Here is a 26,513-nt window from a genome sequence, read left to right as displayed (position 1 = left end):
TGCGAAAACGGCGCAATCTTGCCATCTGGAAACAATAAACACAATGAATATTCGCTGTGGCAAGATCATTTTTATGCGGTTTTTATACACATAAATGCTTCATCCAAGTAAATCAAAGCGATTTTATGAATTTCTGGCGCTCTGCACATGATGAAGCCCTGTCACAACAAGGTTTATTGGAATGTGATGGCAGGCAGTGGCTGCCAAGGTCTATGCCCTGGTGCGCAATGACGAATCGGGTATGGTCGCGATTTCAATCACAATCGGCCGGCAATTTAATGGCGATGCAATCGATCCAGGATGTATTCCAAATCTTGGGCGTGGATGGCAGTCTGTCGGCTGCCAGTTTGCGGCGGCCGACATCATCTGGGACGGCGCGCCATCATCCTGGCGCATGCCATGCCCGCTTCACCATACACAGGGCGCACCGGTCTGCGCTGCGCCCTGTTATTTTTCCATCAGGAAATTTTTTTGATCTGAAGGCCAGGTTTTTAATAAGTATGCTGTACAATTGCGCTCCAATATTTTTTGACACAACACACTGACCATTAAGCATTATGAAAAAAATTCTTCTTGCCCTCGCCCTGCCCCTGTCCCTGATGGGCGCCGCCCAGGCTGCTGATGCAAACACTGGAGCCCTGCGTCCGGTGTTGAGCGTAGGCGTCACCTATGGCGGCGACACACTGGCCACCGCCAAATACACTGACGGCAGCTCGGTCAACATCCGCGCCGGTTCCGGCCTGGATATGAAAGGTGGCGTGGAATATCGCGTTGCGCCGCAAGTGTCCCTGCAAGCCACTGTTGGCTACCATGTCCACTTCACGCCGGAAGCCTCGAATGGCGACGCCAACTTCAACCGTATCCCTATCGAATTGCTGGCGTTTTACCACATCAATGAACAATGGCGCGTCGGCGGCGGCGTGCGTTTCGTGCGCAATGCCCGCTTGAGCGGCAGCGGCGCAGCGGCGAATCTGAACGGCAACTACGGCAACACCACCGGCGGCGTGCTGGCGGTGGAATACATGGGTGCGAAAAACTGGGGCGTGTCTTTCCGCCTGGTGAACGAGAAGTACACCCTGGAAAACAGCAATGCGAGCTTCAGCGGCAACCATGCCGGCCTGTTCGCCAGCTATTACTTCTAAGTCCAGCCTGAGCTGACATCAGCGGCGCGCTCTTGATGAGCGCGCCGTTTTTTGCCCCTGTCCGGCTGCGCCAAATCCCTCCCGCTTCACGCCTCCTCCAGCCAAGGCATGATGAGGCTCTACGATTGGATTGCTTATTCCAGTCTGGCGTAAAGCGTGTTTCATCCCTGCTTTATGTTAAATTCACGCATACTATTTCAGGAAATACAGAAAATTTAACTATTTCAATATAAAAATACCATGTCCGTTATTACCCAGGAAATTTTGAGCCACGTCAATGGCGATACTACAAGCATGTCCCCGGATGGAAGATATCTGGCGATATTCCGCTACATTCAAAGCTCCCTGCTGACTGGCGACCCACCTTATCAACTGTTATTAAAAGATCTGCAAACAGGTGACACGCGCAAGCTGGCTGAAGGGAACTATTACACCAATTTTTTGAAATTCTCCCCAGACAGCAGCAAATTGCTGTTTTCTTATGTTACACATTCAAATACGGAGCAATCAGTAAGCAGCGACCTGATGATGTACGACATCAAGCAAGGTTCATCCAAGCTGATTTGGCAAGAAAAAAACGCCTCCCCTACCCTTCAAATGCCGGTCGTGAGCCAGGACGGACGCTATCTGAGCTTGAATTTGAAAACAGATGGCTGGGCGCCAAATGATCAAAACGGCAAAATGGATGTATATATCAAAGACACCTTAAGCGGCGCGATGACTCTGGTATCGCAAACCAGCGCCGGCGTCGCTGGCGATGAAGATTCATATGAAGAACAACTTAGCGTGGATGGCAACATCATCGTATTTTCCAGCTACGCCAGTAATCTGCTGCCTCCAAGCCAGAACAAGCCAATATCCCAGGCGCGCCTGGTGGCGAAAAATCTCAAGAGCGGGGATATGCAATATCTTGATATTGACGCCAATGGCAAAATTTACACTCATATTGAACGCGTCGTGATGACTGCGGATGGCAGCAAGGTTTTCTTCCAATCATCTTACACCGGCAGCAATCGCTACTACCCCCTGATCATGGAAAAAGACTTGATCAGCGGCGAACTCAAGGAAGTCTTGCGCGGCTCGGACAGCGAATTCAGCTATGTAAAATTGCATTATATCAGTGCGGATGGGCGCCACCTGTTATATAGCGACGGTCCGGAGCAAGATGTTGCTTACATCAGGGACATGCAAAGCGGCGCAACCCGTCAAATTACCCCCTATTCGGCAGACGCATCAAGCTATCTGAGATTCTCCGGATTTAGCAGCGATGGCAAGCAAGTTCTGCTGAAAACCAGCTCCTATGCAGAATTCTGGGCCAGTCTGGCCAAGCCCTACCAACATGGCCCCTGGCCGGAATATTTGCATGTGCTATCTCTGGATGGCGGGCTGAATCTTGATGGCGCCAACACTTTGAGCGACATGATGCAAGCCGCCACCCTGGCCGGCGGTGCGGGCAATGATCATTACTGGCTTGAAGCAGCAGGCAGCATTGTGCAGGAAGATCCGGCAGCCGGAACAGACAGCGTGTATACCTCTCTGAGCGATTACACGCTGCCCGGGAATGTGGAAAATCTGATCATGCTGCTAAAAGGCAACCCTGCCGGACAAGGGCTGGCAGAACGCAATCTGCATATCGGGCGCGGCAATGCGCTGAATAATCAGATCACCGGCAGCTCGCAGGATGATCACTTATATGGCGCGGATGGCGATGACATCATGCATGTCAGGATTGACGATATGCTCTATCTCAACAGCGGCAATGATTTTGTTGATGGCGGCAATGGCTTTGACATCATCAAAGCCGGCAGATTGTTTGATGGCAAAGTCAGTTTTGCCAATGGCCGTTTCAACGCCGCTACCGGACATGGCTCCACGCTCAGCTTTGTGAATGTGGAAAGGGTGGAAGGCGACAAAAAAGGGTTTTTCCTCCCGGGCGACACGCACGCTGAGCAAGCCTTTCGCATTTATCAAGCCGCATTTAACCGCGCGCCGGATGCCGGCGGTCTGGGGTATTGGATCAGCCGCTTTGATCAAGGCGTAAGTGTGGAACAGGTGGCGCAGGGATTTATGCAATCCGCCGAATTTAAATCTATGTATGGCGATGCGCCCGGCAATGCTGCAATGGTGGATCAGTTTTACCAAAATGTATTACACCGTGCGCCGGACGCCGGCGGGCGCGCGTTTTGGCTGGATATCCTGGATCAGCAAAAAGGCACACCCGCCAGCGTGTTGGCAGCCTTTGCCGAGAGCGCGGAAAACCAAGCCGCCTTAGTCGGCGTGATACAAGCCGGCGTGCCTTACGAGGTGTTCCAGGCTTGATGGCGGCGCAGCGCTGTCAATGCAAGGCGGCGTCAGCGCCGCCATGATCAAACAAGGCGCCGATCAAGCCAGCACGGCATTCAAATCGGCATACGAAATGGCCGGCGCAAACTGCGCTTGCAAGCTGCCATCGCGCATAAAGTCTGCCATTTCACGCCTTGTCATGCTGGATGCCTGTTCGCGGAGTCTGGCCGGATTCGAACATCAAAGCTTGCGTGGCGCCGTCATTGTTCTTGCTCTTGGGGCGGATGCGCACACGCCGCTTGCTTAGTGTGTCCACCGGGCTAAGATCAGCCCGCTGCAACTCCTTTGAAGCGCCACCGGTATCAGACGCTGTTGGCCGGCGCCGCAAACACTGGCGCTCGGCGTCCGGTATTGCACGTAAGCGCCACCTATGGCGGCGACACACTGGCCACCGCGGAATACACTGACTGCAGCTCGGTCAACATCCGCGCCGGCTCCGGTCTGGATCTCAAGGGCGGCGTGGAATACCGCGTTGCACCGCAAGTGTCGCTGCAAGCCACCGTTGGCTACCATGTTGCCCGCTTGAGCGGCAGCGGCGCAGCGGCGAATCTGAACGGCAACTACGGCAACACCACCGGCGGCGTGCTGGCGGTGGAATACATGGGCGCGAAAAACTGGGGCGTGTCTTTCCGCCTGGTGAACGAGAAGTACACCCTGGAAAACAGCAATGCGAGCTTCAGCGGCAACCATGCCGGCCTGTTCGCCAGCTATTACTTCTAAGTCCAGCCTGAGCTGACATCAGCGGCGCGCTCTTGATGAGCGCGCCGTTTTTTTTGCCCCTGTCCGGCTGCGCCAAATCCCTCCCGCTTCACTCCTCCTCCAACCAACGCTAACTATGATGCAAAAAAATTGGCAAGCATGCTTGCCAAGCCGACTTTATCAAACTATACTGTATTACGTAACTAATACACCAGTGCAGATAACCTGCCCAACCCGTATGCGAAGCAGCGCAATATGACTGATAAAAACCTTTCGCTGTACTCGATAGCGACAGGCAGCGCAGATCCCATCTATCGTCAATTGATGGATCAAGTACGCCGCCTGATCGCCAGCGGTCAGCTGCCTCCAGGAGCAGACATGCCTTCGGTCCGTGAGCTGGCGCAATTTCTGGCAGTCAATCCCATGACCGTTTCCAAGGCCTGGAATTTGCTGGAAATGGAAGGGTTGATTGTGCGCCGCCGTGGTCAAGGCATGAGCGTGGCGCAACATTCGCATATGCAAACCCCTGAGCGCGGCCACTTATTGCGCCCCACTTTGCAAAGGGCGGCGCAAGAAGTCCGACAACTCGAACTTACAGACAGTGAAGCACTGACACTGTTTGCTCAAATCCTCAAGGAAAATCCATGAAACATGATGTGATTGAAATTCAAGGGCTGCAAAAATCATATGGCCCGACTCAGATATTGAAAAACCTGAATTGGAATATTCAGGCCGGGCAGGCAATTGGATTATTAGCACGCAATGGCGCAGGTAAATCGACGTTGTTTGAAACCATACTGGGTTTGCAAGACGCAGATGGCGGACAGGTGCGTATATTTGGCGAAGATATCAAGAAAATGTCGGATGCGACACGCGCCAAAATCGGCTTTGTGCCGCAAAACCCTGACTTATATGGCTGGCTCAGTCCGCGCATGATGTTGCAATATTTTGAGAATTTTTATCCGCGCTGGAATCGCAACAGAGTCGAGAGTTTATTGCATCGTTGGGATTTGCATGATATTGGCGAGCGCTTGATCTGCACCTTATCGCCAGGGCAAAAACAGCGTTTATCAATCATCCGCGCGGTAGCGCATGATCCTGAGTTATTGATTCTGGATGAACCCGCAGCCAGTTTAGACCCAGGCGCGCGACGTGAATTTTTGCGTGAAATTGTTGATATTTTGACGCAACAGGAAACCACGTTGCTATATTCCACTCATATTTTGTCAGATTTGGAACGGGTGGCGATGGATTGTGCTTTTATGGCGCATGGAAAAATTCAGTTGCAAGCTCCCTTGGATGCGCTTCATGAACAGGTTTTTCACGTCAATCTGAGTCAGAGCGAAGCACAAGCTCTGCAGGGAATCGGGGTGCGATTATTAAAGCAGAGCCAGATTACAAGCACCGGCATGCGCGCATTGCTGTGGTTTGAGCACGGACAAATGCAGTCTGCGCGCAGCAAATTTCCCCATTTGCACCTGGAAAACATTACGCTGGAAGATTTTTTTATTGAGGTGACGGCATGAAACAATACAGCGCCATTCTGCTTCAGGTCTGGGCTGCACGCAAAAAATCGATCTTGCTGGGAGTTATGCTGCTGGCAGCTCTGTGCATCCCTGTTTTCAGCATCACCTATGGATTCAAAGAAGGATTGCATATAACGGCTCTGCTGATGCTATGTATAGTGATGCCTTTTCTCAGTTTATGCTATTGGATTTATCTGATAATACAATTACATCAGCAAAATAACCCGATAGCCGCATGTCTGCTACCGGGCTTGAATCCAGCAGTCAGGCGAGTCGCCCTTCTTGGATTTATCACCCTGCAACTGCCGTGCGTTTTATTGCTGAGCGCTGCCATCGGAAGTTTTATGCATGCGATGTTATGTATTGCGGCAATCTTTTTAATGATTTTGGCAGTCCCTGCAGCATTTACATCCAAATGGCTGACTGGCTTTATTTTGACTCTTGCCCTGCTTAATTTTCTTGGCAAAATTAAGATCCAAATGCTCATCGATTTTGTGAGCGCTTTGCCGCAAACAGCAACAAATATAGCGCTTGGGCTGGGAATTATCCTGCTGTGCGCAATATTATTGATCTGGCATCAATTTCCGCGTGGAGGCATGCATCACTATTCTTTAGTGAGGATCATCCAGAATTTCAAAAAAGACATAGAAGGAATGAAGGCAGGCCCCAAAAAATGGGAAAACCGGCAAGTGTATTTTGATCTCGACACTCCGCAAACCGCAGGCTTCAAAAGACAATTACAAAGCAAGCACTTCGCAAACCGCATGTGCGCAGGGCTGCCGCCCGAAATCAATTGGTTGCAAACCGCGTTTTATTTATGCCTTGGCGTCGTAGCTGACATACTTCACTATTTCTATACAGGCCAAGCGGGCTTGATCGGCTTTACCATGTCGTTCAGCTTACTCCTGCCCACTGCATATATAGTGCGCTTTCTGGGCAGTTTGGATGCAAGCCGGGAGGAACAAAAATTTTTCCATCTCTTGCCGGGCGCAAACAACAATATAAAGGCAGAGCTGGCGCATTATGGCATGCGGGGCTTCGTCAGTATCTGGTTGTGCAGCTTGGTCATAGGCTTGCTGGTGATGGAAAAGTCGTCCCTGCTTTTTTTCGCCATGATGCAAATGCATTGGTTTTCGCTGTACCACTTTTGGCGCAATACCGGCCCGGGCTTTGTCGGAAAAGTATTGATCGGCTTACAGCCTTTAATCTTATGCCTGCTGTTTTATCTGCTGCATCTGTACCTGGCGGATGAAAACTTAAGCATCAGCCTGATGATTATGATTGGGCTGCTTCTGGGAGGCTTGCGCTACTGGTGGGGACGCCGCCAGTTTGCATCAGGCGCTCGGGTTTAAGGCGCGGGTTTGAACGGTGCTGATGCGTCCCGATACCTGCGCCGCATTTTCCAGACGCGGCAGAAATCAGCAAAAAGGCACACCCGCCAGCGTGTTGGCAGTCTTTGCCGAGAGCGCTGAAAACAAAGCCGCCTTAGTCGGCGTGATACAAGGCGGCGTGCCTTACGAGGTGTTCCAGGCTTGATGGCGGCGCAGCGCTGTCAATGCAAGGCGGCGTCAGCGCCGCCATGATCAAACAAGGGGCCGATCAAGCCAGCACGGCATTCAAATCGGCATACGAAATGGCCGGCGCAAACTGCGCTTGCAAGCTGCCATCGCGCATAAAGTCTGCCATTTCACGCTGCGTCATGCTGTATGCCTGCTCGGGGAAAAAGGAACCGGCGCTGACGCGGCAGGCGCCGGCGGCAAACAAGGCTGCCGCATCCGGCCCGCCGGGGCGCGCCATCACACTCAAAGGCCCGTCGATACTCGCCGCCACCGTGCGGATCACGTCCAGATCCAGCAAGCCCGGCATAAAAACACAATCCGCGCCAGCGGCAAAATATGCATTCGCGCGCGCAATCAAATCTTGCGCCGCGCGTGTTTCGCCGCGCAGCCAGGCGTCAATTCTGGCATTGATAAACAGCGGATAATCCAGCGCACCGACCGCTGCACGCAAAGCCGCAATCCGCGCCGCTCCTTCTTCCAGCGGCAGCGAACGCCCCTGCCGGCTATCTTCCAGATTCACGCCGGCGCAAGACAAGGCCAGCAGATCGGCGGCCAGATCGGCCATGCTTTCCCCCTCTTGCAACAAACCATCTTCGATATCAACGCTCACAGGCAAAGCGCAGCCGCTCAAAATAATGTGCAGATATTGCATGATCTGCTTGCGCCGCGCGCGATGCCCATCTTGCATGCCAAGCGCCCAGGCAATCCCGGCGCTGGTGGTGGCAAGCGCCTGCGCGCCGCATTGCTGCGCCATGCGCACGCTCATGCCGTCCCATGCATTCGGCAATAAGAGGCGGCCTTGCTGATGCAAGGCTTTGAAGGTGGCGATATTGGATTGCAAAAGGGCGTGTGGCATGCATTTTCTCCTGTGTTTGGCGATCGGATGTGCGTAAAAACAGCAGTATGCATGCCAGCAAGGCGCGTTGTCTGGCTGAATCCGGACATCATCATCTTGTGTGATGTCCGGATTCTTTTTTGGACAGGGTGTTCGATGTGGCCGCATGAAACGCCATTGGCGGGCGCCGCAATCACAGCGGCGCCCGCACGCCGGCTTATTTCACCGGCAAGACTTGCCCGCTGCACTCGCCAAAACCGATGCGGAACGCGCCCGCATCGCACCAGCCGCGCATGATCAGGGTGTCGCCATCTTCCAGGAATTTGCGCTCAATCACGCCATCGCCCTGCCCCCAACGCAAGGGATTGGCGCCGTTCCAAGTCAATTCCAAGAGCGAGCCGAAAGCATCTTTATCAGGCCCGCTGATGGTGCCGGAACCCATCAAATCGCCCACTTTCAGATTGCAACCCGACACCGTGTGATGGGTGAGCTGCTGCGCCATGCTCCAATACATATGCTTGAAATTGGTGCGGCAAATCGTGTGTCCCGCTCCATAGCCCGGCTGCAAATCGACTTCCAGCGCAATATCAAAACCATGCGCCGCGCCATCGTGCAAATACGCCAGCGGCTGCGGCTCCTGCTGCGGTTGCATAACGCGGAAAGGCTCCAGCGCTTCCATCGTCACCACCCAGGGCGAAATCGTGGTGCCGAAGGTTTTAGCGTTAAAAGGCCCCAGCGGCACATATTCCCAGGCTTGAATATCGCGCGCGCTCCAGTCATTCAGCAGCACCATGCCGAAAATATGCTCTTCCGCCCGGGCCAGCGGCACGGCGTCGCCCAAAGCGGTGGCGCGGCCAATGATGAAGCCGGTTTCCAGCTCAAAATCCAGTTTGCCGCACGGCGCCAACACCGGGCGTTCCATGGTCGGGCCTTTAATCTGTCCCATCGGGCGATGAATCGGCGTACCTGACACCACCACCGAAGAAGCGCGGCCATTGTAGCCAATCGGAATTTCCAGCCAATTCGGCAACAGCGCGTTTTTCGGGTCGCGGAACATACAGCCGACATTGGTGGCATGCTCTTTGGAGGAATAGAAATCGGTATAGCCCGGAATTTCCACCGGCAGCAGCATGCGCACCGCGTTTTGCGCATGCAAGGCTTGCGCCCGCAGCGCGGCATCATCGCGCAGGGTCGGCGTATCTTGCGCAAGCAAAGCCGAGAGTTGCGAGCGCAGCGCGCGCCAGACTTGCGGCCCCAGGCCGATGAAAGCATTCAAAGAAGCTTGCGCAAATACGCCGGCTTCCAGTCCAGGGACGGACAACAGGCCAGCAGCCTGCAGCGCCGCCAAATCCAGCACCAGATTGCCAATCGCCACGCCCACGCGCGGCGCGCCATCGGCTGGCGCGAACACGCCAAACGGCAGGTTTTGAATCGGAAAATCGCAGCCCGGCTCATTGGCGCAAGCCAGCCAGGAACGCAGGGACGGGTGTAAAGTCGGGTTGGCGGCCAGGGCCGCTTGCAAATGTGCGCTCATATTTTTATGCCTGATCCGGGTTGAAATGTTTTTGTATGCTCTGCCAGCATTGCGCATAGTCCGCCTGCAACTGCGCCGATTGGGTGGCGTGCGGCGTGGCCTTCATCATATTGCAAGACTCAAACATAAACGCCATGGTGTCAGCCACTTTATGCGGGGTGGCGGTGCTGATATTCGAGGCTTTTTCAAAGGTCGCCGCATCCGGCCCGTGGCCGCTCATGGTGTTATGCAGACTGGCCCCGCCCGGTACAAAACCATCCGCCTTGGCGTCGTATTCGCCATGGATCAGCCCCATAAATTCGGCAGCGATATTGCGATGGAACCAGGGCGGGCGGAAGGTGTTTTCAGCGGCTAACCAGCGCGGCGGGAAAATCACAAAATCAATCACATCGACGCCCGGCGTATTCGAGGGCGATTGCAGCACCAGGAAAATCGACGGGTCAGGATGGTCATAGCTGATCGAGCCGATGGTGTTGAAGTGGCGCAAATCATATTTATACGGCGCCATATTGCCATGCCAGGCCACCACATCCAGCGGGCTGTGGCCGATAGACGCAGCCCACAGATTGCCGCCCATTTTGGCGACCAGGGTGAAATCGCCCGCGCGGTCTTCCCAGGCCGCCACCGGAGTTTGAAAATCGCGCGGATTGGCCAGGCCATTCGAGCCGATCACACCCAGATCAGGCAGACGCAAATGAGCGCCAAAGTTTTCGCAGATATAGCCGCGCGCCTGGCCATCCGGCAGGCTGACTTGAAAACGCACGCCGCGCGGAATCACACAGATTTCCTGCGGCGCCACGTCCAGACGCCCCAATTCAGTGGCGATATGCAAGCGCCCGGCCTGCGGCACAATCAACAGTTCGCCATCGGCGTTATAAAAAAAGCGCTGTCCCATATCGGCATTCGCCGCATACAGATGCACCGCCAGCCCGGTTTGCGACTCCGGCGAGCCATTGCCGGCCATGGTGGTCCAGCCGGCAATAAAGTCGGTGGCCTCAGCCGGCATAGGCTGCGGACTCCAGCGCATTTGATTGGGATTTGCCTCAATCGCGTCAAAATGGGACAGCATCTTGCCGTTATCGATACGCGCAAAACGCCCATGCACCACCGCCGGACGGATGCGATACATCCAGGTGCGGCGGTTATGCGCGCGCGGCGCGGTGAAAGCGGTGCCGGAAATCTGCTCGGCATACAAGCCATAGGCGCATTTCTGCGGCGAATTTTGCCCCTGCGGCAAAGCGCCCGGCAGCGCCTCGGTGGCGAACTCATTGCCAAAGCCGCTCATATATTGCAATTCGGACATGAAAACTCCTCTTGTGGTGTGCGTTTGCCAAGGCCGCCTGCTGTTTAGAGGCGGCGCTCTATGGCGCGACATGGTAGCGGATTTTGCGGGGGGATGGGGAATACGGTGAGACAGAATCTGATAAGAAGGGGCCGGCTTGCCAGCACAGAATCATATGAATATTTCAAGCCAAAGCGCCAGAGCGCGTGCTAAGATGCGCGCTTTGCGAGTAGTAATTTACCAAGATTATTTCCAAAAAGAAATAGGAAGCGTCATGATAAAAGTATTTATTTGGCTGCCGCATGAGCAAATGGTGGGGCATACTGCTTTGTTGGTGCGTGGGCAATATATCAGCTTTTGGCCGGAGGGCGGCGCCGACGCGAAAGATATCAAAACCAAGCGCAGCCAAACCGGGGCTTGGGTCGCCAGTTTGGGCAAAGACATCCACAGTGAGGGAGGAAGGCAACCCGAAGTGATTGAGCTATACAATCTGGATGAAGAAGCCGTTCTGTCTTTCTATAACGACTATGTGCAAATGCAGCCACGCTATCAAATAGTGAGAAATAACTGCTCTCATGTGGTGGCAAATTGCCTCATGGCTGGCGGACGCAAACCAAGCTTCACGCCGAACGCTGGTCACTATGGCAACTTGGCGCGGATTTTAGGGATAGGGGTCTGGACGCCAGATCAAATCTTGAAGTTTGCCAACGAACTTAAGTACCTATGAAAATTTATTATTCCGCGCAATACAATTTTGACTTGGGCATGGCCAGCAAATTAGCGGATTGGTACCGCTTTGATTACGCCAAATTCCGCCACACAAAAGAATTGTTAGCTGATTTGAGCGCAATAGAATATGTTGCGCCAGCACAAGCACTTTCACTTGATGTCTTGCAAGAGCCAATGATGTTGCAGGGACGCGCCAAATCGCGCAGCAAGACATGGATCACCCGCGCCTTGGGCCTGCCCAACCTCCCGTTTCTGTCACTTTCCTGGCTGGATCAGCATTTTCTGTTGCCTATGCGCTGGGCTTGCGCGGCGACATTGCAGGCAGCAAGCGCAGCGCTGCAAGGAGAATCTGCATGGAACACAAGCGGCGGCTACCATCACGCCAGCAGCACATCATGCGAAGGTTTTTGCATTTACAACGACATTTCAACTGCAGTTTTTTCGCTGCGCGCCGATGGGAAGTTATCTGAAAATGACAGGATTTTGATCATTGACGTCGATGCCTGCCATGGCAATGGCATTGCCTATGATTTTTTTGAGGATGAGCGCGTGACGATTCTGGATTTATACAATGATGGCATCTATCCCATTGATAGATATTCCAAGAAGCGCATCGATATCGCCCTGCCCCTCCCCAGCGGCAGCGAAGGCCCCGCCTACCTGTCCCTGCTGGAGAGCGGTTTAGCGCAATTGCGCGCCCGCATCGCCGCGCATGGCGCTTTCAAACTGGCGTTTGTGATCGCCGGTGCGAATGTGTTAGCGAGTGACCGCTATGCGCGGCTGGCGCTGGAAGTGCAAGACTGTGCGGAGCGCGATTGGCGCATCCACGCCATGTTAAAGCAAGCACAAATTCCCGCTGTGTTTTTAGGCGGTGGCGGCTATGGCCCGGAAGCCGCGCAAGCCCAGGCCGCCAGCATACGCCGCCTGCTGACGCCGGCTGCACACTGAACGAGGGCGCCATGCATATTTTGTACGACGAAGGCTTGAATATCGATTTCGGTTTGCTGAATTATTTACACCCCTTTGATGGCTGTAAATTCCGCAAAGTGCGGCGCATGTTGGCGGATTTACCGTCTGCCAGTTTTCAAACCCCGCCGCCAGCCCTGGAGCTGGCGCGCCTGCAAGCGCATATGGGCGCGCGCCATGCCGCGCAATGCACGCAAAAAGAATACATTTTGCGCGCGCTCGAACTGCCAGCCCTGCCGCTGCCCTTTTCCTGGATAGACCGCAAAATTCTCTTACCGATGCGGCGCGCCTGCGCCGCCACCCTGTATGCCGCGCAAGGCGCATTGCAGGGACAGTCTTATTGGAATCTGGCGGGCGGCTACCACCACGCCAGCGCACTCAACAGCGAAGGTTTTTGCGTTTACAACGATATTTACACTGCGCTGCAAGAGCTGCGCGGCGCCGGCAGTCTGGGCCAGCAACAGCGCGTGTTATTGATTGATGTGGATGCGCACCACGGTAATGGCAATGCGGAAGCGTTTGAAACTGACCGCAGCGTGTTTATTCTCGACCAGTTCAACAGCCAGATCTACCCCTATGGCGAACGCTCGCGCCAACGGCTTGATCTGGCCGTGCCGCTGCGCAGCGGGGTGGATGGCGGCGACTACCTGCGCGCGCTCGACCAGGCCTTGGCGCAACTGCCGGCGCAACACGCCAGCCGCCCGTTTGCGCTCGCCTTTGTGATCGCCGGCAGCGATGTGCTGGAAAGCGACCCACTGGGCGGCATGGCCTTGACCATACAAGACTGCATCGCGCGGGAAGAACGCATCTGGCGCTGCCTGCACTGCATGCAAGTGCCTGCCGTATGGCTGGGCGGCGGCGGCTATGGCAAACAGAGCGCGCAAACCATCGCCGGCGCATTGCGCGCGCTGTACAGGCTGGAGCAAGAGGTGGCGGGGGCGCGTTCCTTGGAGCGGCTTTAGCCGCGAACGGCGCGGCGCGGCGCGGAGCCATATCATCCGCCGATTATCGCGACTGATGTTGCTCCTTTATGTTGTTGGTATCTGTTCAGACGTCATTGGCAAGGTAAAATTGCTTTTTTTGGGTACGAAAGCGCGCCGCATATGACTGCTTTCCCGTATCGGACTGATGCTTTGATTTCTTTACGTCATCAGCAAATTCCACAAGGAAATGCGGCATACTTTCGCCTTATTCATTTCTTGCTGTCCGTTTTTATGATCTTCACTTCCCCTGCACTGCGCGCAAGCTGCGCCATTCTGCGCTTCTTACCTGGAGTCACGCACCATGGCGATTAAAAAATCAGAACTGTATTCCTCGCTGTGGGCTTCCTGCGATGAATTGCGCGGCGGCATGGATGCCAGCCAGTACAAAGACTATGTGCTGGCCCTGCTGTTTATCAAATACGTCAGCGACAAATACGCCGGGCAGCGCTATGCCAGCGTCATCGTGCCCGAAGGGGCCAACTTCAAGGACATGGTTGCGCTCAAGGGCAGCCCGCACATTGGCGAATACATCAACACCAAAGTTATCGCGCCACTGGAAAAAGCCAACCGGATAAGCATCAAGGCCGACTTCAATAAGTCCGAATTGCTGGGCGACGGCAAGGAAAAAATTGACCGTCTCACCAAATTGGTCGCCATTTTTGAGCGTCCGGAACTCGATTTCAGCAAAAACCGCGCCGAAGGCGACGATATTTTGGGCGACGCCTACGAATATCTGATGCAGCATTTCGCCAAAGATAGCGGCAAAAGCAAGGGCCAGTTTTACACCCCTGCCGAAGTCAGCCGCATCATGGCCAAGGTGATTGGCATTGGCAGCGCACGCACCAGCAGCAGCACCACCGTGTACGACCCCACCTGCGGTTCCGGCTCATTATTGTTGAAAGTGGCCGACGAAGCGCCAACCCCGGTTTCGCTGTACGGGCAGGAAAAGGACGAAGCCACCAGCGGCTTAGCCTATATGAATATGGTGTTGCACAATATGCCCACCGCCACCATTGTGCAGGGCAATACCCTGACGACGCCCCTTTTCAAAGAAAACGGCAGCCTCAAAACCTTTGATTATGTGGTGGCCAATCCGCCCTTTTCTGACAAAGCATGGAGCAATGGCATGCACGCGGAAAATGACGAATTCGACCGTTTTTCCGCCTTTGGCATCCCGCCCGCCAAACAGGGTGATTTTGCCTATCTGCTGCACATCGTGCGTTCGCTCAAGCCAAACGGCAAAGGCGCCTGCATTTTGCCGCACGGGGTCTTGTTTCGCGGCAATGCCGAGGCCGATATCCGCAAAAACCTGATCCGGCGCGGCTTGATCAAGGGCATTATCGGCTTGCCTGCCAATCTGTTTTTCGGCACCGGCATCCCGGCCTGCATCATCGTGCTCGATAAAGAAGACGCGCAGGCGCGCAAAAGCATTTTTATGATCGACGCCAGTGCCGGCTTCATGAAAGATGGCCCGAAAAACCGCTTGCGCGAGCAGGATTTGCACAAAATTGTGGATGTATTCACCCGGCAAGATGAATCCGACCCGAGCTATGCGCGCCGCGTGAGCTTGGATGAAATCGAAAAAAACGATTTCAATTTGAACCTGCCGCGCTACATCGACTCGGCCAAGGCGGAAGATGTGCAAGACATTGCCGGCCATCTGCAAGGCGGCATTCCCGCAGCCGACATTCAGGCTTTACAAGCCTATTGGGATGTGTGCCCGCAGTTGCAAGCGACTTTATTTGCGCCCAGGCGCGAGGGCTATTTTGATCTGGCGCTCGAAATTGCCCAGATCAAGCCCGGCATCTATCACCATCCCGAATTTGCCGCCTATATTGCTGGCATGAATACGCATTTTGAGCACTGGCGCCAGACGGCGGAAATCCGCCTCAAATCCCTGCAAGCCGGCTTCAAGCCCAAGGCGCTGATTGTGGAAGTGGCCGAGGGCTTGCTCGCGCATTATGCAGATCGGCCCTTGATCAATGCCTATGACGTGTACCAGCATTTGCTCGATTACTGGGCCGAAACCATGCAGGATGATTGCTACCAGATTGCGGCGGAAGGCTGGGTGGCCAAGCCGCAGCGCGTGTTTGAAAGTAAAAAAAGCAAGGATGGCAAAGAAAGTAAGCAAATCGACCGGGGCTGGGCCTGCGATCTCTTGCCCAAGCCCTTGATTGTGGCGCGTTACTTTGCCGCCAAGCAGCGTGAAATCGACGCTTTGGCGGCAAAACAGGAAGAACACGAAGCGGCGCTGACTGAGTTGATTGATGAACACAGCAGCGAAGGCGGCGCCTTGCAGGATGTGGAAAACCGCGCCGACGCGAGCAAGGCGCAACAAGAGGCGGTGCTGGCTTTGTGGCGGCAGGCAGATGGCGCAGGCTTCATGGCCTATGCCAGCGCACAGATGCAACTGGAGACCTTGCAGGACGCGCAAAGCGCGCTGGAAGCCGGCCCGGCTATGCAAAGGCTGGGGCGGATTTCCCAGGCTGCCGTTTCAGAACGCCTGTGTAAAAACATAGGGGATGAAGAACGCAGCGCACTGGAAACCTGGCGCGCCAATCTGGCGGCAATCAAACTGCTGCGCGAAAAATTGGCCGATGGCCTGTCCCGCGCGCGCAACCATGCCTCTATCCGCATCGCGCAGGAGCCGGAACACGAAGACCTGCGCGAATTGCAAGCGCTGAATACGTATTTGCATTTGCAGGACGAGATTGCGCACCTGAAAAAGCAGATCAAGGACAAGGATAAGGCGCTGGATAAGCTGGCGCATGACAAATATGCCGATCTGACTGAAGACGACATCAAAGATTTGGTCGTGCGCGACAAATGGCTGGCGCAGTTGGATCGTGATATTCATGGGGAAATGGACAGGGTGAGTCAGGCGCTGGCGCAACGGGTCAAGGAATTGGCGCAGCGCTATGGGACGAGCTTGCCGGAAATTAATGCGCAGGTGGCGGAGATGGAAGCGCAGGTGAATGCACATTTGGCGAAGATGGGGTTTGTATGGTGATAACAGAGGCCAGATTGTCACTTGTCCGTCAAACAGAATTTGGACTCATCCCAATAGATTGGCAGGTGATTCCGTTGGCGAAAATTGGGCCTTTTAGCAAAGGCGCAGGAATTCTTAAGGCTGAAGCAAATAGCGGATCGATACCATGTATAAGATACGGTGAGATATACACACATCATCATAATATAATCCGCTTTTTTCACAGTTACATCTCGGAAGATGTGGCAAAGAGGAGCAAACAACTCAAGCAAGGCGATATTTTGTTTGCGTGCTCGGGTGAAACAAAACAAGATATTGGCAAATGTGCCTCATTCCTTGCGACTAACGAGACATATGCTGGCAGCGATATTATTATTTTGCGTCCTGAAAACTATAATTCCACATTCCTGGGGTACGCATTAAACTCACCAACTACAAATAAGCAAAAGTCAAGCATGGGACAAGGCGATGCCGTTGTTCACATTAGCGCAAATGCGTTAAAAACAATCCACTTACCATGTCCACCAACCTTGCTAGAGCAAGAAGCTATTGCAGAGGCCTTGTCCGATGCAGATGCACTCGTAGGTGCGTTGGAGCAACTTCTCGCAAAAAAACGGCAAATTAAGCAAGGCGCAATGCAAAATTTGCTAACAGGAAAGAAGCGCCTGTCTAATGCGGAAGATCAATGGAAAGTGCTCAAAATAAGCGAAATCGCAACAATTCAGCGTGGCGCATCTCCCCGCCCGATTGATGACCCGATTTGGTTTGATGAAAACTCACCAATCGGGTGGGTTCGCATCAGCGATGTAACTAAATCAGGCATGTATTTAGATGATACTACTCAGCATCTATCTCAATTTGGTGTTAAGTATAGCCGACCTGTTGCCGCTGGAAGCCTTATTATGAGTATTTGCGCAACCGTAGGGCGAGCGATTATCACACGAATTGAAACATGTATTCATGACGGTTTTGTAGTTTTTGAAAATTTAAAGATTGATCAATATTTCCTTTACTATAAATTGCAAGCATTAGAATCAGAATGGTCGAAGCATGGTCAAACTGGATCGCAAATGAATCTAAACACTGTGTTAATTAATTCGACATTGTTAAATTTCCCGGTCAATAGCGGCGAACAAGCTGCAATAGCTAAGATCTTGTTTAACATGGACACCGAAATCACCGCCCTCGAAGCCAAACTCAGCAAAGCCCGCCAACTAAAGCAAGCCATGATGCAAAAACTGCTGACGGGCCAAATCCGCCTCGTCCCACCAAACACAGAGGAAGCGTAACCATGAGCCATATCGGCAAGCCGGAGCACATCACGCAAGCGCGTGTGATCAAGCTGTTTCATGATGAATTGGGCTACACCTTTTTGGGTGACTGGTCTGAGCGCCGCGACAATAGCAATATCGAAGCCGGCTTGCTAAACGACTTTTTAAGCCGCAGCGGCTATGCGCCGGAACACATCAGCGCGGCGCTGTTGCAACTGCGGCAAGCCGCCAATAAACAGGGTGAGTTATACGATAACAATAAAGCCGTGTATGGCTTGCTGCGCTATGGCGTCACGGTCGCCACCGGCAAAAGCAGCAAGGACATCACGCTGCGCCTGATCGACTGGGACAATCCACAGGCGAATGATTTCGCGATTGCCGAAGAAGTCACCCTGCGCGGCAAGCACGAGCGCCGCCCTGATCTGGTCTTGTATGTGAATGGCATCGCCATCGGCGTGCTGGAACTGAAAAAGAGCACCACCGAGATAGGCGAAGGCATACGGCAAAATCTGTCCAACCAACGCGCAGAATTTCACGCCGATTTTTTCAGCACCGTGCAACTGGTGTTAGCCGGCAATGATACCCAGGGCTTGCGCTATGGCACGATCAAAACCGAAGAGAAATTCTTTCTGAGCTGGAAAGAAGACGAAGCCGACAACAGCCGCTACAAACTGGATAAATATCTGCTCAAGTTGTGCAATAAGACGCGCCTGATCGAATTGCTGCACGATTTTGTGCTGTTTGATGGCGGCATCAAGAAACTGCCCAGGCCGCACCAGTATTTCGGCATCAAGGCGGCGCAAGCGCATGTGATGAAGCGCCAGGGCGGCATCATCTGGCACACCCAGGGGGCAGGCAAAAGCTTGATGATGGTATGGTTGGCCAAGTGGATTTTGGAAAACCTGCCGCAAGCGCGTGTGGCCATTATCACCGACCGCAGCGAACTCGATGCGCAAATCAAAGATGTGTTTAGCGATGCCGGTGAAGACCTGTACCGCACCAGCAGCGGACGCGATTTGCTGGCCCGCCTGGCGCAACCCGCGCCGCGCCTGCTGTGCTCGCTGGTGCATAAATTTGGCCGCCGTGGCGTGGATGATTTTGAAGCCTTCCTCAAAGACTTGCGGGCACAGCCCAGCCGCACCTCGGGCGAGATTTTTGTGTTTGTGGATGAGTGCCACCGCACCCAAAGCGGCAAGTTCAACCAGATCATGAAGGCGATTTTGCCGAATGCCGTCTTCATCGGCTTTACCGGCACGCCGCTGTACAAGGCTGACAAGGCCAGCTCGGTCGAAACCTTTGGCAGCTACATCCACACTTATATCTTCCCCGAAGCGGTGGCGGACGGGGTGGTGCTCGATCTGATCTATGAAGCGCGCGATATTGACCAGCGCCTTGGCTCAACCGACAAAATCGACCGCTGGTTCGAGTCGCGCACCCAGGGCTTGAATGCATGGCAAAAAGATGAGCTGAAAAAACAATGGGGCACGCTGCAAAAAGTGCTCAGCTCCAAGTCGCGCATGGATAGGGTGGTGGAAAACATCATCTTCGATTTTGAGCTGGTGGAGCGCCTGAAAAACGGGCGCGGCAATGCCATTCTGGTCGCCTCCAGCATCTATGAGGCGTGCAAATATTTTGGCCTTTTTCAGCAAACCATCTTCCGTGATCGCTGCGCCCTGATCACTTCCTACAATCCGCAGGCGCGCGATGTGACGCTGGAAGAAATTGGCGATAACACCGAAACCGAAAAACAATTCATCTACAACACTTACAACACACTGTTAAAAGAGGTGGAAGCGCGCCCCGGGCAAAGCAAAACCGAGAGCTATGAAGCACTGGCCAAGCGCCGCTTTGTCAAAGAGCCGGGTTTGATGAAGCTCTTGATTGTGGTGGACAAGCTGCTGACCGGCTTTGACGCGCCTTCCTGCACCTATTTGTATATCGACAAAACGATGCAGGATCATGGACTGTTTCAAGCGATTTGCCGCACCAACCGGCTCGATGGCGAAGACAAGCAATTTGGCTACATTGTCGATTTCAAGGATTTGTTTAAAAAGGTGGAAAAGGCGATTGCGGTGTACACCACCGAACTTGATCAAAGCGTAGTGGCCAATCCGCAGGTCTTAATGCATAACCGGCTCAGTATTGGCCGTGAGCGCCTGGATAATGCGCTGATGGCGCTGGCCCTGCTGTGTGAGCCGGTGGCCCCGCCCAAGGATGAGTTGGCGCACATTCACTATTTTTGCGGCAATACCGAAATTCCCACCGATCTGGAAGACCATGCGCCGCGCCGCATCGCCTTGTACCGGGCGGTGGTGGCGCTGTTGCGCGCCTGGGGCAATATTGCCGATGAGGCCCAGTCGGCTGGCTACAGCGAAGGCGATGTGCTGCAGATGCGCGCACAATTGGCGCACTATGTGAAGTTGCGCGAGCTGATCCGCCAGGCCAGCAATGAGACGCTGGATTTAAAACCGTTTGAAGCGGGTATGCGGTATTTAATCGACACCTATATCGAAGCTGAGGAGCCGCGCACGATTTCCGATTTTGACGGCATGGGCTTGCTGGAAGTCATCGTCAACACCGGCATTGCTGACGCCATCGCCGCAAAGTTAAGCAATATGAACGGCAACCGGGCCGCGATTGCCGAGGCGATTGAAAACAATGTGCGCAGCACCATCATCCGCGAAAGTCTGACCGACCCGGCTTATTTTGCCCGCATGTCGGCGCTGCTGAGTGAAATTATCGCGCTGCGCCGGGAAAAGGCGATTGAGTATGAAGATTATCTGGCGCGCATCGCTGCACTGGCCAGCCTGGTGCAGGCCGGGCAGGACAATGATTTGCCAAAACTGCTCGACACTCCCGGCAAGCGCAAGCTGTACCAAGCCTTGCAGAACATGAAAGCGCCCCCGGCGACCGAGGGCATACTGGCGCAAGACGAAGTGGCGTTTGATGATCCGGCGATGTTGCGGGCATTGCGCATTGACCGCTTGGTAAAAGAGCGCCGCCCCGATAGCTGGCGCGACTCACCTGCCAAGGAAAATGTGATCAAAGCAACGCTGGCGGAATTGTTTTCTGACGAAAATGAATTGAACCAGATTTTTTTGATCCTCAAAGGCGATCCTGAATACTGATGCAAACCCATATCGCGCTTGGTGATTTGTCGATTGAGGTGGTCAAAAAGAATATTAAAAACATCCACCTGAGTGTCTATCCGCCGCTGGGCCGGGTGCGCATTGCCGCGCCGCTGTATATGGAGTTGGAAACGATCCGGCTGTTTGTCATCAGCAAATTGGATTGGATTAAGCGTGAACAACGCAAAATTCTGGACCAGGTGCGTGAAGCCCCGCATGAATTTCTGGAGCGCGAAAGCCATTATGTCTGGGGTAAGCGCTACTTGCTGCGCGTGCAAGAGCATGATGCAGCGCCGGCGCTGGAGTTGCAACACAGCCATTTACTGCTGCGCTGGCGCCCCGACACCCCGGAAGCGCGCAAGGAAGAATTGCTCAACGGCTGGTATCGCGAGCTGATTAAGGCTGAAATACCCGGCTTATTGCAAAAGTGGCAGCCATTGATGGGGGTGCAAGCGGCGCGCGTCTTTGTACAGCACATGAAGACGAAATGGGGCAGTTGCAACCCGGCTGCAGCTTACATCCGCTTGAATTCGGAACTGGCAAAAAAACCGCCTGAGTGCCTCGAATACATTGTGGTGCATGAATTGGCGCATTTGATCGAGCCAACCCACAACACGCGCTTTGTGCGGCTGATGGATCAGTTTTTGCCAAACTGGAAACATGTGCGGCAGGAGTTAAACCGCCTGCCGGTTCGGCATGAGGATTGGGATTATTGAATCGCAATCATGCTTGTCCGGCGCACCGCAGATGGCGCCTGCGTAAATAAACTTCATCCGCCCGATAGCTGCGCTTGCCTATGCCTGCAGCTGTTTTCAGGATGAATTTGCCGTCTGTCATCGGCCTGAAAAAAATTTATGCAAATGCTGTCAACCGGCTTGCAAAGCATCGCGTTACGGACAGGTCTGCACTCGCATGAGTGGACTTACAACACAGTATATCTGTCTAACCTTGAGGAGTTTTAACATGTCCAAACTGATCGCCGCTCTGGTAGCCACCCTGTTCTCCGTGTCCGCTTTCGCCAGCGCTTCCGCTCCGGCTGCTTCCGCTTCCGCTTCCGCAATGGCTTCCGCCGCTGCTTCCGCTGACGCTTCCGCCAAGCCGAAAAAAGCCAAGAAAGCTAAGAAAGAAGCTTCCGCTTCCGCATCGGCTTCCGCTGCTGCAGCTTCTGCTTCCGCTTCCAAGTAATTCCCGCTTCTGAACTTCGCGTTCAGAAACGAAAAAATGGCAGGTGATTCGCAAGAATCCCTGCCATTTTTGCATTTCAATCAACCAGTCCCCCCCCTCACCCCGCGCGCCAGCGCTTCCAGTGCTGATATAACCAGCCGCCCTTTTGTCTTTGCGTCAAGTCTTGCAATTCACGCGCGGCGCGGGCGTGGCTGATGCGCTCTGCCGCGAGGTCGGTGTAGATGCGGTTGGCGCGGCGGCGGCGCAGGATGGCGTCGGGCGCGTCCAGCCAGGATTCGAGCCAGGCGCACAGCGTTTCCTGCCAGGAGGCGGCGGCCTGTGCGCCCATCGCGGCGCGCACTTCCTGCATGCGCACATTGAGTTGCTGTTCGATGCGCGCCAGGGCGGCGCGGCGGGCGTCAGTTTGCATCGCGGGCTGGGCGCGCGCCTGCTCCAATGTGTGGCGCAGATGCTGTTCTGATAACACGCCGAAATCCTGCATCTGCAGCAAGTCTTGCAACCCCTGTTCCTGGCTTTGTCCATCGCGTGCGAGCAAGTCGCGGCAGGCTTGCCAGCAGGCGTCCCAGGCTTGCCAGCAATAAATAAAGCCCAAGCCTGTGCCCTTGATGTTTTGAATTCCCATCACGCGGTTTTCACAGCCGGGCGGGATCAGTTCGGCTAAGCGTTGGATGATGCTGTCGCCGCTGGCGTAATAGTCTTCCACCACAATCAGCTTGCGCGCAAACCATTGCCATAACAGCGCGCGGAATTCAGCGTCCAGCGTGGCTTGGTCTGCGCTTTGCTGCAGGCGGCGCGCGAAGTCCTCATATTCTTGCAGGCTTTGCCGCTGCGCTTGCATGGCCTGCAACAGCGCCTGGCTGTGGGGACAGTGCAGCGCCTCCAGCGCAGCTTGCAGCGCGGCCGGATTGGCGGCCAGTTCGGCCCAGTTGCAGCCGGTCGCCGGCAAGCCCATGCCCTGCCAGCTGGCTTGCAGGCGCGCTTGCAATTGCGCCGCGCTGTGGCAGATGCGCAGATGGCGCGCGAATTGCTGCAAGACTTGCAGCGCCTCGCCCTGCTCCGGCCAGAGGGTGATTTTGGCGGCTTGGGCATCCCAGGCTGCGCGGATATAGCCTTGCAGGCCGGCCAGATTGGAGCCGATCAGCACATGGAAATCGGCGCGCAAGTCTTCCACCAGGATGTTGGCGAATACGCGCGAGCGGGCAATGCGGTCGCCACGGTTGTTGACCACGGTGCTCAAAAACACGCCGGGCAGCGCGTCCGGCTCCATTTTGTCAAAGCCCAGGCGGGTCCAATTGCCCAGGCAGCCGAAGCGCTCATTGGCTGACATGCCATTCACAAACATCAAACGCCGTCCGGCCACGCTGGCATAGGGATAGGTTTTCAGCACGCCCAGATCGGCCACCACGCGGTCGGCCATTTCTTTCAAGGCGAAATCGGGCGCCACGCCCAGTTCGCGCGCCAAGGCCAGCACCAAGGCGATATTGTCCGGGTGTTCCTGGTAGGGAAAACGGGCTAGCACATCGGGCGGCAGCAAGCCCGATTCGCGCCAGCCGACGCCGCTCATGCGTGTCCCCAGCTGCTGCGCGGCTTGCTGCAAAATCGGCCGCATTTGTTCTTCGCTGGTGAGCAAGACCCCGCCTTTGGGAATGAAATTGCACATCACTTGCGGAATATTGATGCCGGCCGGGCCTTGCAAGTCTTCATGGTCTGGGAAGGTGTTGGTGATGGTGGAAATATCATCGCGCATCCAACTGCGTTGCAAGAGTTGCACAAAGTCGGGCGTCAAGGCCATGCATTCCCATAGAAACACTTCACAGCCCAGGCGGGTGGAGAGGCGCACTAAATGTTGCTGCTCCCAGATCGTCGCTTTGTCGTAGGGACGGAATAAAAACATTTCGCGCAGGCGCTGCAGCGGGTGGCCATATAAAAACATGGCTTCGCAGCCGGTGGTTTTGCTGACCACGGTATAGCCCAGGCCATTGAAGAGTGCGGCTTTGATGCGTTCGGTGCCGGATTTGCCGCGCGTGCCCCAGCCGCCCACCACCAGCGGCACGCGGCGGCGCGCTTGTTGCATCAGGCGGTTTTGCCAGATGTGGTTGCCAAAGAAAAAGGCCATCGCGGCGGCGGTGAACAAGGCCAGATCCAGCAGCGAATTGTCGTAGGCGGAAAAGAAGTAATTGGAAAAGCGCAAGTACAAATCTTGCGGGCTGGGCAAATCTGCGCTGATGCTCCAGGGCACGGCGGCGAAGGCGAAAAAGCGGCTGACCGCCGGATCAATCCGCCATTGCCAGTTTTTGGCGTAGCGGTGGGCGTGGAATTTGACTGAAAAGCCCAGCGCGCGGATTTGTTGCAAATAGCTGTTCGGGCTGGCCTGGCTGTCTTCGCGCCAGTTGCGCAGGCGTGCGATGGTGGCGAAATTGCGGCTCAGCCACAGCCGCGCTTTGATGCGCGCCCAGGCTCCGCGCGGCGGCCGCAATTCGGTCACGCCTTCGCTGCTGACGATGCGCAGCGCTTCTGAGGCGGCGTCTTGATCAAGCAGGGACAGCAATTCGTCGGCCAAGGGCAGATAGGGGCGCCAGCCGCCTTCGCTGTCGATTTGCAGCGGTTCGCCCGGCACCTTGGTTTCGGACATTTCCGCCAGAATCGGCGAGGGGATGCGCAATTCGCCTTTGAAGACCCGGCCCACGGTGTGACGGAAAGCTTGCCGTTTGTCGGGCGAGGGGTGGCGCATTTCATGCAGCCAGCGCCACAGGCGAAAGGCGAAACGCTCGCCGCGCCACAAGCGCCAGCCGGATGCGGTTTTTTCCAGCGACAGCCCGAAATCCTGGCGCGTGAGCAAGGCCAGCATGCGCGCCAGGCGCGCGGCGGACAATTCGCCAAAGTGCGCCGGCAGCAGCACTGCGTGGCCGGGCGCGCAGGCGGCGATGGCGCTTTGCAAGTCCGGCAGCAAGGCGGCCTGGCGCGCGTCGGCGTACAGCCAGAGGGTTTCGGCGCAGTGCGCGGCCCAGCGCCGCACTTTATAGCCGGCTTCGCAATGCAGCACATCCAGCGCCGGGTTGACCGCTTCCAGCCAGCGCGGCAGGCTGGCGGCGTGCGCGCTGCCGGCCTGCGCCAGGATTTGCACGCATTGTTCCAGCGCCGCCAGCAGGCAGCGCAAGACAAATTCCTGGCGCTCGGTGCTGAGCGCTTGCGCCAGCCAGCGTTGCAGCGGCAGGGACGGGCCGGTCTGGCGCAGCTGCAAGCTGAGCAAGGCCGGCAGCTGGCAGGCGGCCTGCGCGCGCACCTTGCTTTCGACATCGTTTTGCAAGAGCGGGAAAAACAATTCCTGGATCAAGCCGTTTTGCCCGGCGCATGCTTGTTCACTGAGTAAGATCGCCAGTCCCTGGCGCACCCAGGGGCTGGGATCGGCGGCGGCGATGCGCGCCAGATAGGCGCGCGCGCTGCGCGTGAGTTTGGCGCAGGCGTCAACGATGCGGCGGCGCACGAATAAATCAGCGTCGCGCGGGTCCGGCGCGCCCTCCCCGCTTTGTGCGCGCGCGCGCTGCAGGCTTTGCGCGCTGCGCAGGCGCACTGCGGCCAGCTCGACAAACGAGGCCGGCGCCATGCGCAAGAGCAATTCCAGGGCGTGAATTTGCAACCAGGCGTCAAGGCGCGCATTGGCTGCGCTTTGATACACGAATTGCAAGCTGGGTGTCTGCAAGATGTCTTCTTGCAACTGCGGCGCCAGCGCGCTGCCGGCTGTGGCCAGCGCTTGCAGGGCCAGGCTGCGCAAGGTCTGGTTGGCCCCGGCTTGCAGCAGCGCATGCAGGCAATCTTCCAGACGCAGGCGGCGCCAGCATGCCAGCGCCTGATCTGCCGCTGCGGTTTCCTGCTGCAAGCGCCAGGCCGCCAGCTGGCCGCATTGGCGCAATGCCAGGCGCAAGAGGCGTTCTTGCAAACCCTGCGCGCGCTGGTAGCGGTCTTCCAGCGCATCCGGGCCAAACCAGCGCGCAAAGGCGCGCGCATCGCCGCGCAGCCGGGCCGGGCTGGCCCCGAGTTGCGCGGCGTAGTCCAACATCAGGCGTTTTTGCGCGGCGGGACTGTCACATGCTTGCAGGGCTTGTGTGAATTCGCTGTGCGCGGCGGCCATCGCTTGCCATTGCTGCAGGCATTGCAAACAGAATTCGCGCATGAAGTGACAGGGCAAATCGGCATCCCCGGCGTCCCAGGCGCTTTGTTGCGCGCGCCAGACGCGCCAGGCTTGGCCGATCTGCGCTAAACGCTGCGCCTCAATCCGCAATTCATGCGCAGCCAGGCCGGCGCTGAACAGACTGTCATCCACTGCTTGACGCATCCTTGCCAT

The 26,513-nt window shown here is 55.6% G+C and carries 20 protein-coding genes; 16 read left to right on the top strand and 4 right to left on the bottom strand.

Annotation, left to right across the window (positions count from 1 at the left end):
* Positions 1-196: 196 nt before the first annotated feature.
* From V8J88_RS08270 to V8J88_RS08235, 8 genes are all read left to right on the top strand, one after another.
* Positions 197-475 carry a hypothetical protein gene (locus V8J88_RS08270; protein ID WP_338848924.1) on the top strand — a complete coding sequence of 93 codons (279 nt, stop codon included), beginning with the start codon at positions 197-199 and terminating at the stop codon, positions 473-475.
* Between the two features lie 82 nt (positions 476-557).
* Positions 558-1,142 carry a hypothetical protein gene (locus V8J88_RS08265; RefSeq protein ID WP_338848923.1) on the top strand — a complete coding sequence of 195 codons (585 nt, stop codon included), beginning with the start codon at positions 558-560 and terminating at the stop codon, positions 1,140-1,142.
* A gap of 240 nt (positions 1,143-1,382) precedes the next feature.
* Positions 1,383-3,461, top strand: a complete 2,079-nt coding sequence (locus V8J88_RS08260; protein WP_338848922.1) for a DUF4214 domain-containing protein — start codon at positions 1,383-1,385, stop codon at positions 3,459-3,461.
* 309 nt (positions 3,462-3,770) lie between these two features.
* Positions 3,771-4,205 (top strand): hypothetical protein, encoded by a 435-nt coding sequence (locus V8J88_RS08255; RefSeq protein ID WP_338848921.1) that lies wholly within the window; start codon positions 3,771-3,773, stop codon positions 4,203-4,205.
* A 234-nt stretch (positions 4,206-4,439) separates the two neighbouring features.
* Positions 4,440-4,832: a GntR family transcriptional regulator gene (locus tag V8J88_RS08250; protein ID WP_338848920.1), complete on the top strand. Its 393-nt coding sequence runs from the start codon at positions 4,440-4,442 to the stop codon at positions 4,830-4,832.
* Positions 4,829-5,710 carry an ABC transporter ATP-binding protein gene (locus V8J88_RS08245; RefSeq protein ID WP_338848919.1) on the top strand — a complete coding sequence of 294 codons (882 nt, stop codon included), beginning with the start codon at positions 4,829-4,831 and terminating at the stop codon, positions 5,708-5,710. Before V8J88_RS08250 ends, V8J88_RS08245 begins: the two co-directional genes overlap by 4 nt.
* A complete protein-coding gene (locus V8J88_RS08240) occupies positions 5,707-7,062 on the top strand; it encodes a hypothetical protein (protein ID WP_338848918.1) in 1,356 nt (451 codons plus the stop codon). Before V8J88_RS08245 ends, V8J88_RS08240 begins: the two co-directional genes overlap by 4 nt.
* A gap of 22 nt (positions 7,063-7,084) precedes the next feature.
* Complete coding sequence (locus V8J88_RS08235; RefSeq protein WP_338848917.1) at positions 7,085-7,246, top strand: hypothetical protein; 162 nt, start codon at positions 7,085-7,087, stop codon at positions 7,244-7,246.
* Between the two features lie 63 nt (positions 7,247-7,309).
* On the opposite strand, the gene V8J88_RS08230 is transcribed toward V8J88_RS08235, so the two are convergent.
* From V8J88_RS08230 to hmgA, 3 genes are all read right to left on the bottom strand, one after another.
* Positions 7,310-8,125, bottom strand: a complete 816-nt coding sequence (locus V8J88_RS08230) for an isocitrate lyase/phosphoenolpyruvate mutase family protein (protein ID WP_338848916.1) — start codon at positions 8,123-8,125, stop codon at positions 7,310-7,312.
* A 196-nt stretch (positions 8,126-8,321) separates the two neighbouring features.
* Entirely contained in the window at positions 8,322-9,638 is a 1,317-nt protein-coding gene (gene fahA, locus V8J88_RS08225; RefSeq protein WP_338848915.1) for a fumarylacetoacetase, read from the bottom strand.
* Positions 9,639-9,642: 4 nt separating this feature from the next.
* A complete protein-coding gene (gene hmgA, locus V8J88_RS08220) occupies positions 9,643-10,941 on the bottom strand; it encodes a homogentisate 1,2-dioxygenase (protein ID WP_338848914.1) in 1,299 nt (432 codons plus the stop codon).
* A gap of 154 nt (positions 10,942-11,095) precedes the next feature.
* On the opposite strand from hmgA, the gene V8J88_RS08215 reads away from it, so the two are divergent.
* The 8 genes from V8J88_RS08215 (at position 11,096) to V8J88_RS08180 (ending at position 22,171) form a co-directional block, all read left to right on the top strand.
* Positions 11,096-11,647, top strand: a complete 552-nt coding sequence (locus V8J88_RS08215; RefSeq protein WP_338848913.1) for a hypothetical protein — start codon at positions 11,096-11,098, stop codon at positions 11,645-11,647.
* On the top strand, positions 11,644-12,597 hold the full coding sequence (locus V8J88_RS08210; RefSeq protein ID WP_338848912.1) for a hypothetical protein: 954 nt from the start codon (positions 11,644-11,646) through the stop codon (positions 12,595-12,597). Before V8J88_RS08215 ends, V8J88_RS08210 begins: the two co-directional genes overlap by 4 nt.
* Before the next feature lie 11 nt (positions 12,598-12,608).
* Complete coding sequence (locus tag V8J88_RS08205) at positions 12,609-13,577, top strand: histone deacetylase (RefSeq protein ID WP_338848911.1); 969 nt, start codon at positions 12,609-12,611, stop codon at positions 13,575-13,577.
* A 322-nt stretch (positions 13,578-13,899) separates the two neighbouring features.
* Entirely contained in the window at positions 13,900-16,608 is a 2,709-nt protein-coding gene (locus tag V8J88_RS08200) for a type I restriction-modification system subunit M (protein ID WP_338848910.1), read from the top strand.
* Positions 16,602-17,876 carry a restriction endonuclease subunit S gene (locus tag V8J88_RS08195; protein ID WP_338848909.1) on the top strand — a complete coding sequence of 425 codons (1,275 nt, stop codon included), beginning with the start codon at positions 16,602-16,604 and terminating at the stop codon, positions 17,874-17,876. Before V8J88_RS08200 ends, V8J88_RS08195 begins: the two co-directional genes overlap by 7 nt.
* 2 nt (positions 17,877-17,878) lie before the next feature.
* Positions 17,879-20,986: an HsdR family type I site-specific deoxyribonuclease gene (locus tag V8J88_RS08190; protein ID WP_338848908.1), complete on the top strand. Its 3,108-nt coding sequence runs from the start codon at positions 17,879-17,881 to the stop codon at positions 20,984-20,986.
* Positions 20,986-21,702: a SprT family zinc-dependent metalloprotease gene (locus V8J88_RS08185; RefSeq protein ID WP_338848907.1), complete on the top strand. Its 717-nt coding sequence runs from the start codon at positions 20,986-20,988 to the stop codon at positions 21,700-21,702. The genes V8J88_RS08190 and V8J88_RS08185 overlap by 1 nt, the downstream gene beginning before the upstream one ends.
* Positions 21,703-21,949: 247 nt before the next feature.
* Positions 21,950-22,171 (top strand): hypothetical protein, encoded by a 222-nt coding sequence (locus V8J88_RS08180; RefSeq protein WP_338848906.1) that lies wholly within the window; start codon positions 21,950-21,952, stop codon positions 22,169-22,171.
* Positions 22,172-22,268: 97 nt separating this feature from the next.
* Here V8J88_RS08180 and V8J88_RS08175 read toward each other — a convergent pair whose 3' ends face one another.
* Positions 22,269-26,513, bottom strand: coding sequence for a hypothetical protein (locus V8J88_RS08175; RefSeq protein ID WP_338848905.1), 4,245 nt, complete (start codon positions 26,511-26,513; stop codon positions 22,269-22,271).

Source organism: Massilia sp. W12, from assembly GCF_037300705.1.
Taxonomy (GTDB): Bacteria; Pseudomonadota; Gammaproteobacteria; order Burkholderiales; family Burkholderiaceae_D; genus JACPVY01.
Note: the sequence above shows the minus strand (reverse complement) of the source record. Positions and strands in the feature narration are given on the sequence as shown.

What these genes read in the sequence shown, in the direction of transcription:
- V8J88_RS08260 (WP_338848922.1), top strand. Translation starts at nt 1,383, where the DNA reads ATGTCCGTTATTACCCAGGAAATTTTGAGCCACGTCAATGGCGATACT.
- V8J88_RS08210 (WP_338848912.1), top strand. Translation starts at nt 11,644, where the DNA reads ATGAAAATTTATTATTCCGCGCAATACAATTTTGACTTGGGCATGGCC.
- V8J88_RS08175 (WP_338848905.1), bottom strand. Translation starts at nt 26,513, where the DNA reads ATGGCAAGGATGCGTCAAGCAGTGGATGACAGTCTGTTCAGCGCCGGC.
- V8J88_RS08265 (WP_338848923.1), top strand. Translation starts at nt 558, where the DNA reads ATGAAAAAAATTCTTCTTGCCCTCGCCCTGCCCCTGTCCCTGATGGGC.
- V8J88_RS08195 (WP_338848909.1), top strand. Translation starts at nt 16,602, where the DNA reads ATGGTGATAACAGAGGCCAGATTGTCACTTGTCCGTCAAACAGAATTT.
- V8J88_RS08230 (WP_338848916.1), bottom strand. Translation starts at nt 8,125, where the DNA reads ATGCCACACGCCCTTTTGCAATCCAATATCGCCACCTTCAAAGCCTTG.
- V8J88_RS08235 (WP_338848917.1), top strand. Translation starts at nt 7,085, where the DNA reads ATGCGTCCCGATACCTGCGCCGCATTTTCCAGACGCGGCAGAAATCAG.
- V8J88_RS08180 (WP_338848906.1), top strand. Translation starts at nt 21,950, where the DNA reads ATGTCCAAACTGATCGCCGCTCTGGTAGCCACCCTGTTCTCCGTGTCC.
- V8J88_RS08250 (WP_338848920.1), top strand. Translation starts at nt 4,440, where the DNA reads ATGACTGATAAAAACCTTTCGCTGTACTCGATAGCGACAGGCAGCGCA.
- fahA (WP_338848915.1), bottom strand. Translation starts at nt 9,638, where the DNA reads ATGAGCGCACATTTGCAAGCGGCCCTGGCCGCCAACCCGACTTTACAC.
- hmgA (WP_338848914.1), bottom strand. Translation starts at nt 10,941, where the DNA reads ATGTCCGAATTGCAATATATGAGCGGCTTTGGCAATGAGTTCGCCACC.
- V8J88_RS08200 (WP_338848910.1), top strand. Translation starts at nt 13,900, where the DNA reads ATGGCGATTAAAAAATCAGAACTGTATTCCTCGCTGTGGGCTTCCTGC.
- V8J88_RS08185 (WP_338848907.1), top strand. Translation starts at nt 20,986, where the DNA reads ATGCAAACCCATATCGCGCTTGGTGATTTGTCGATTGAGGTGGTCAAA.
- V8J88_RS08205 (WP_338848911.1), top strand. Translation starts at nt 12,609, where the DNA reads ATGCATATTTTGTACGACGAAGGCTTGAATATCGATTTCGGTTTGCTG.
- V8J88_RS08190 (WP_338848908.1), top strand. Translation starts at nt 17,879, where the DNA reads ATGAGCCATATCGGCAAGCCGGAGCACATCACGCAAGCGCGTGTGATC.
- V8J88_RS08245 (WP_338848919.1), top strand. Translation starts at nt 4,829, where the DNA reads ATGAAACATGATGTGATTGAAATTCAAGGGCTGCAAAAATCATATGGC.
- V8J88_RS08240 (WP_338848918.1), top strand. Translation starts at nt 5,707, where the DNA reads ATGAAACAATACAGCGCCATTCTGCTTCAGGTCTGGGCTGCACGCAAA.
- V8J88_RS08215 (WP_338848913.1), top strand. Translation starts at nt 11,096, where the DNA reads ATGAATATTTCAAGCCAAAGCGCCAGAGCGCGTGCTAAGATGCGCGCT.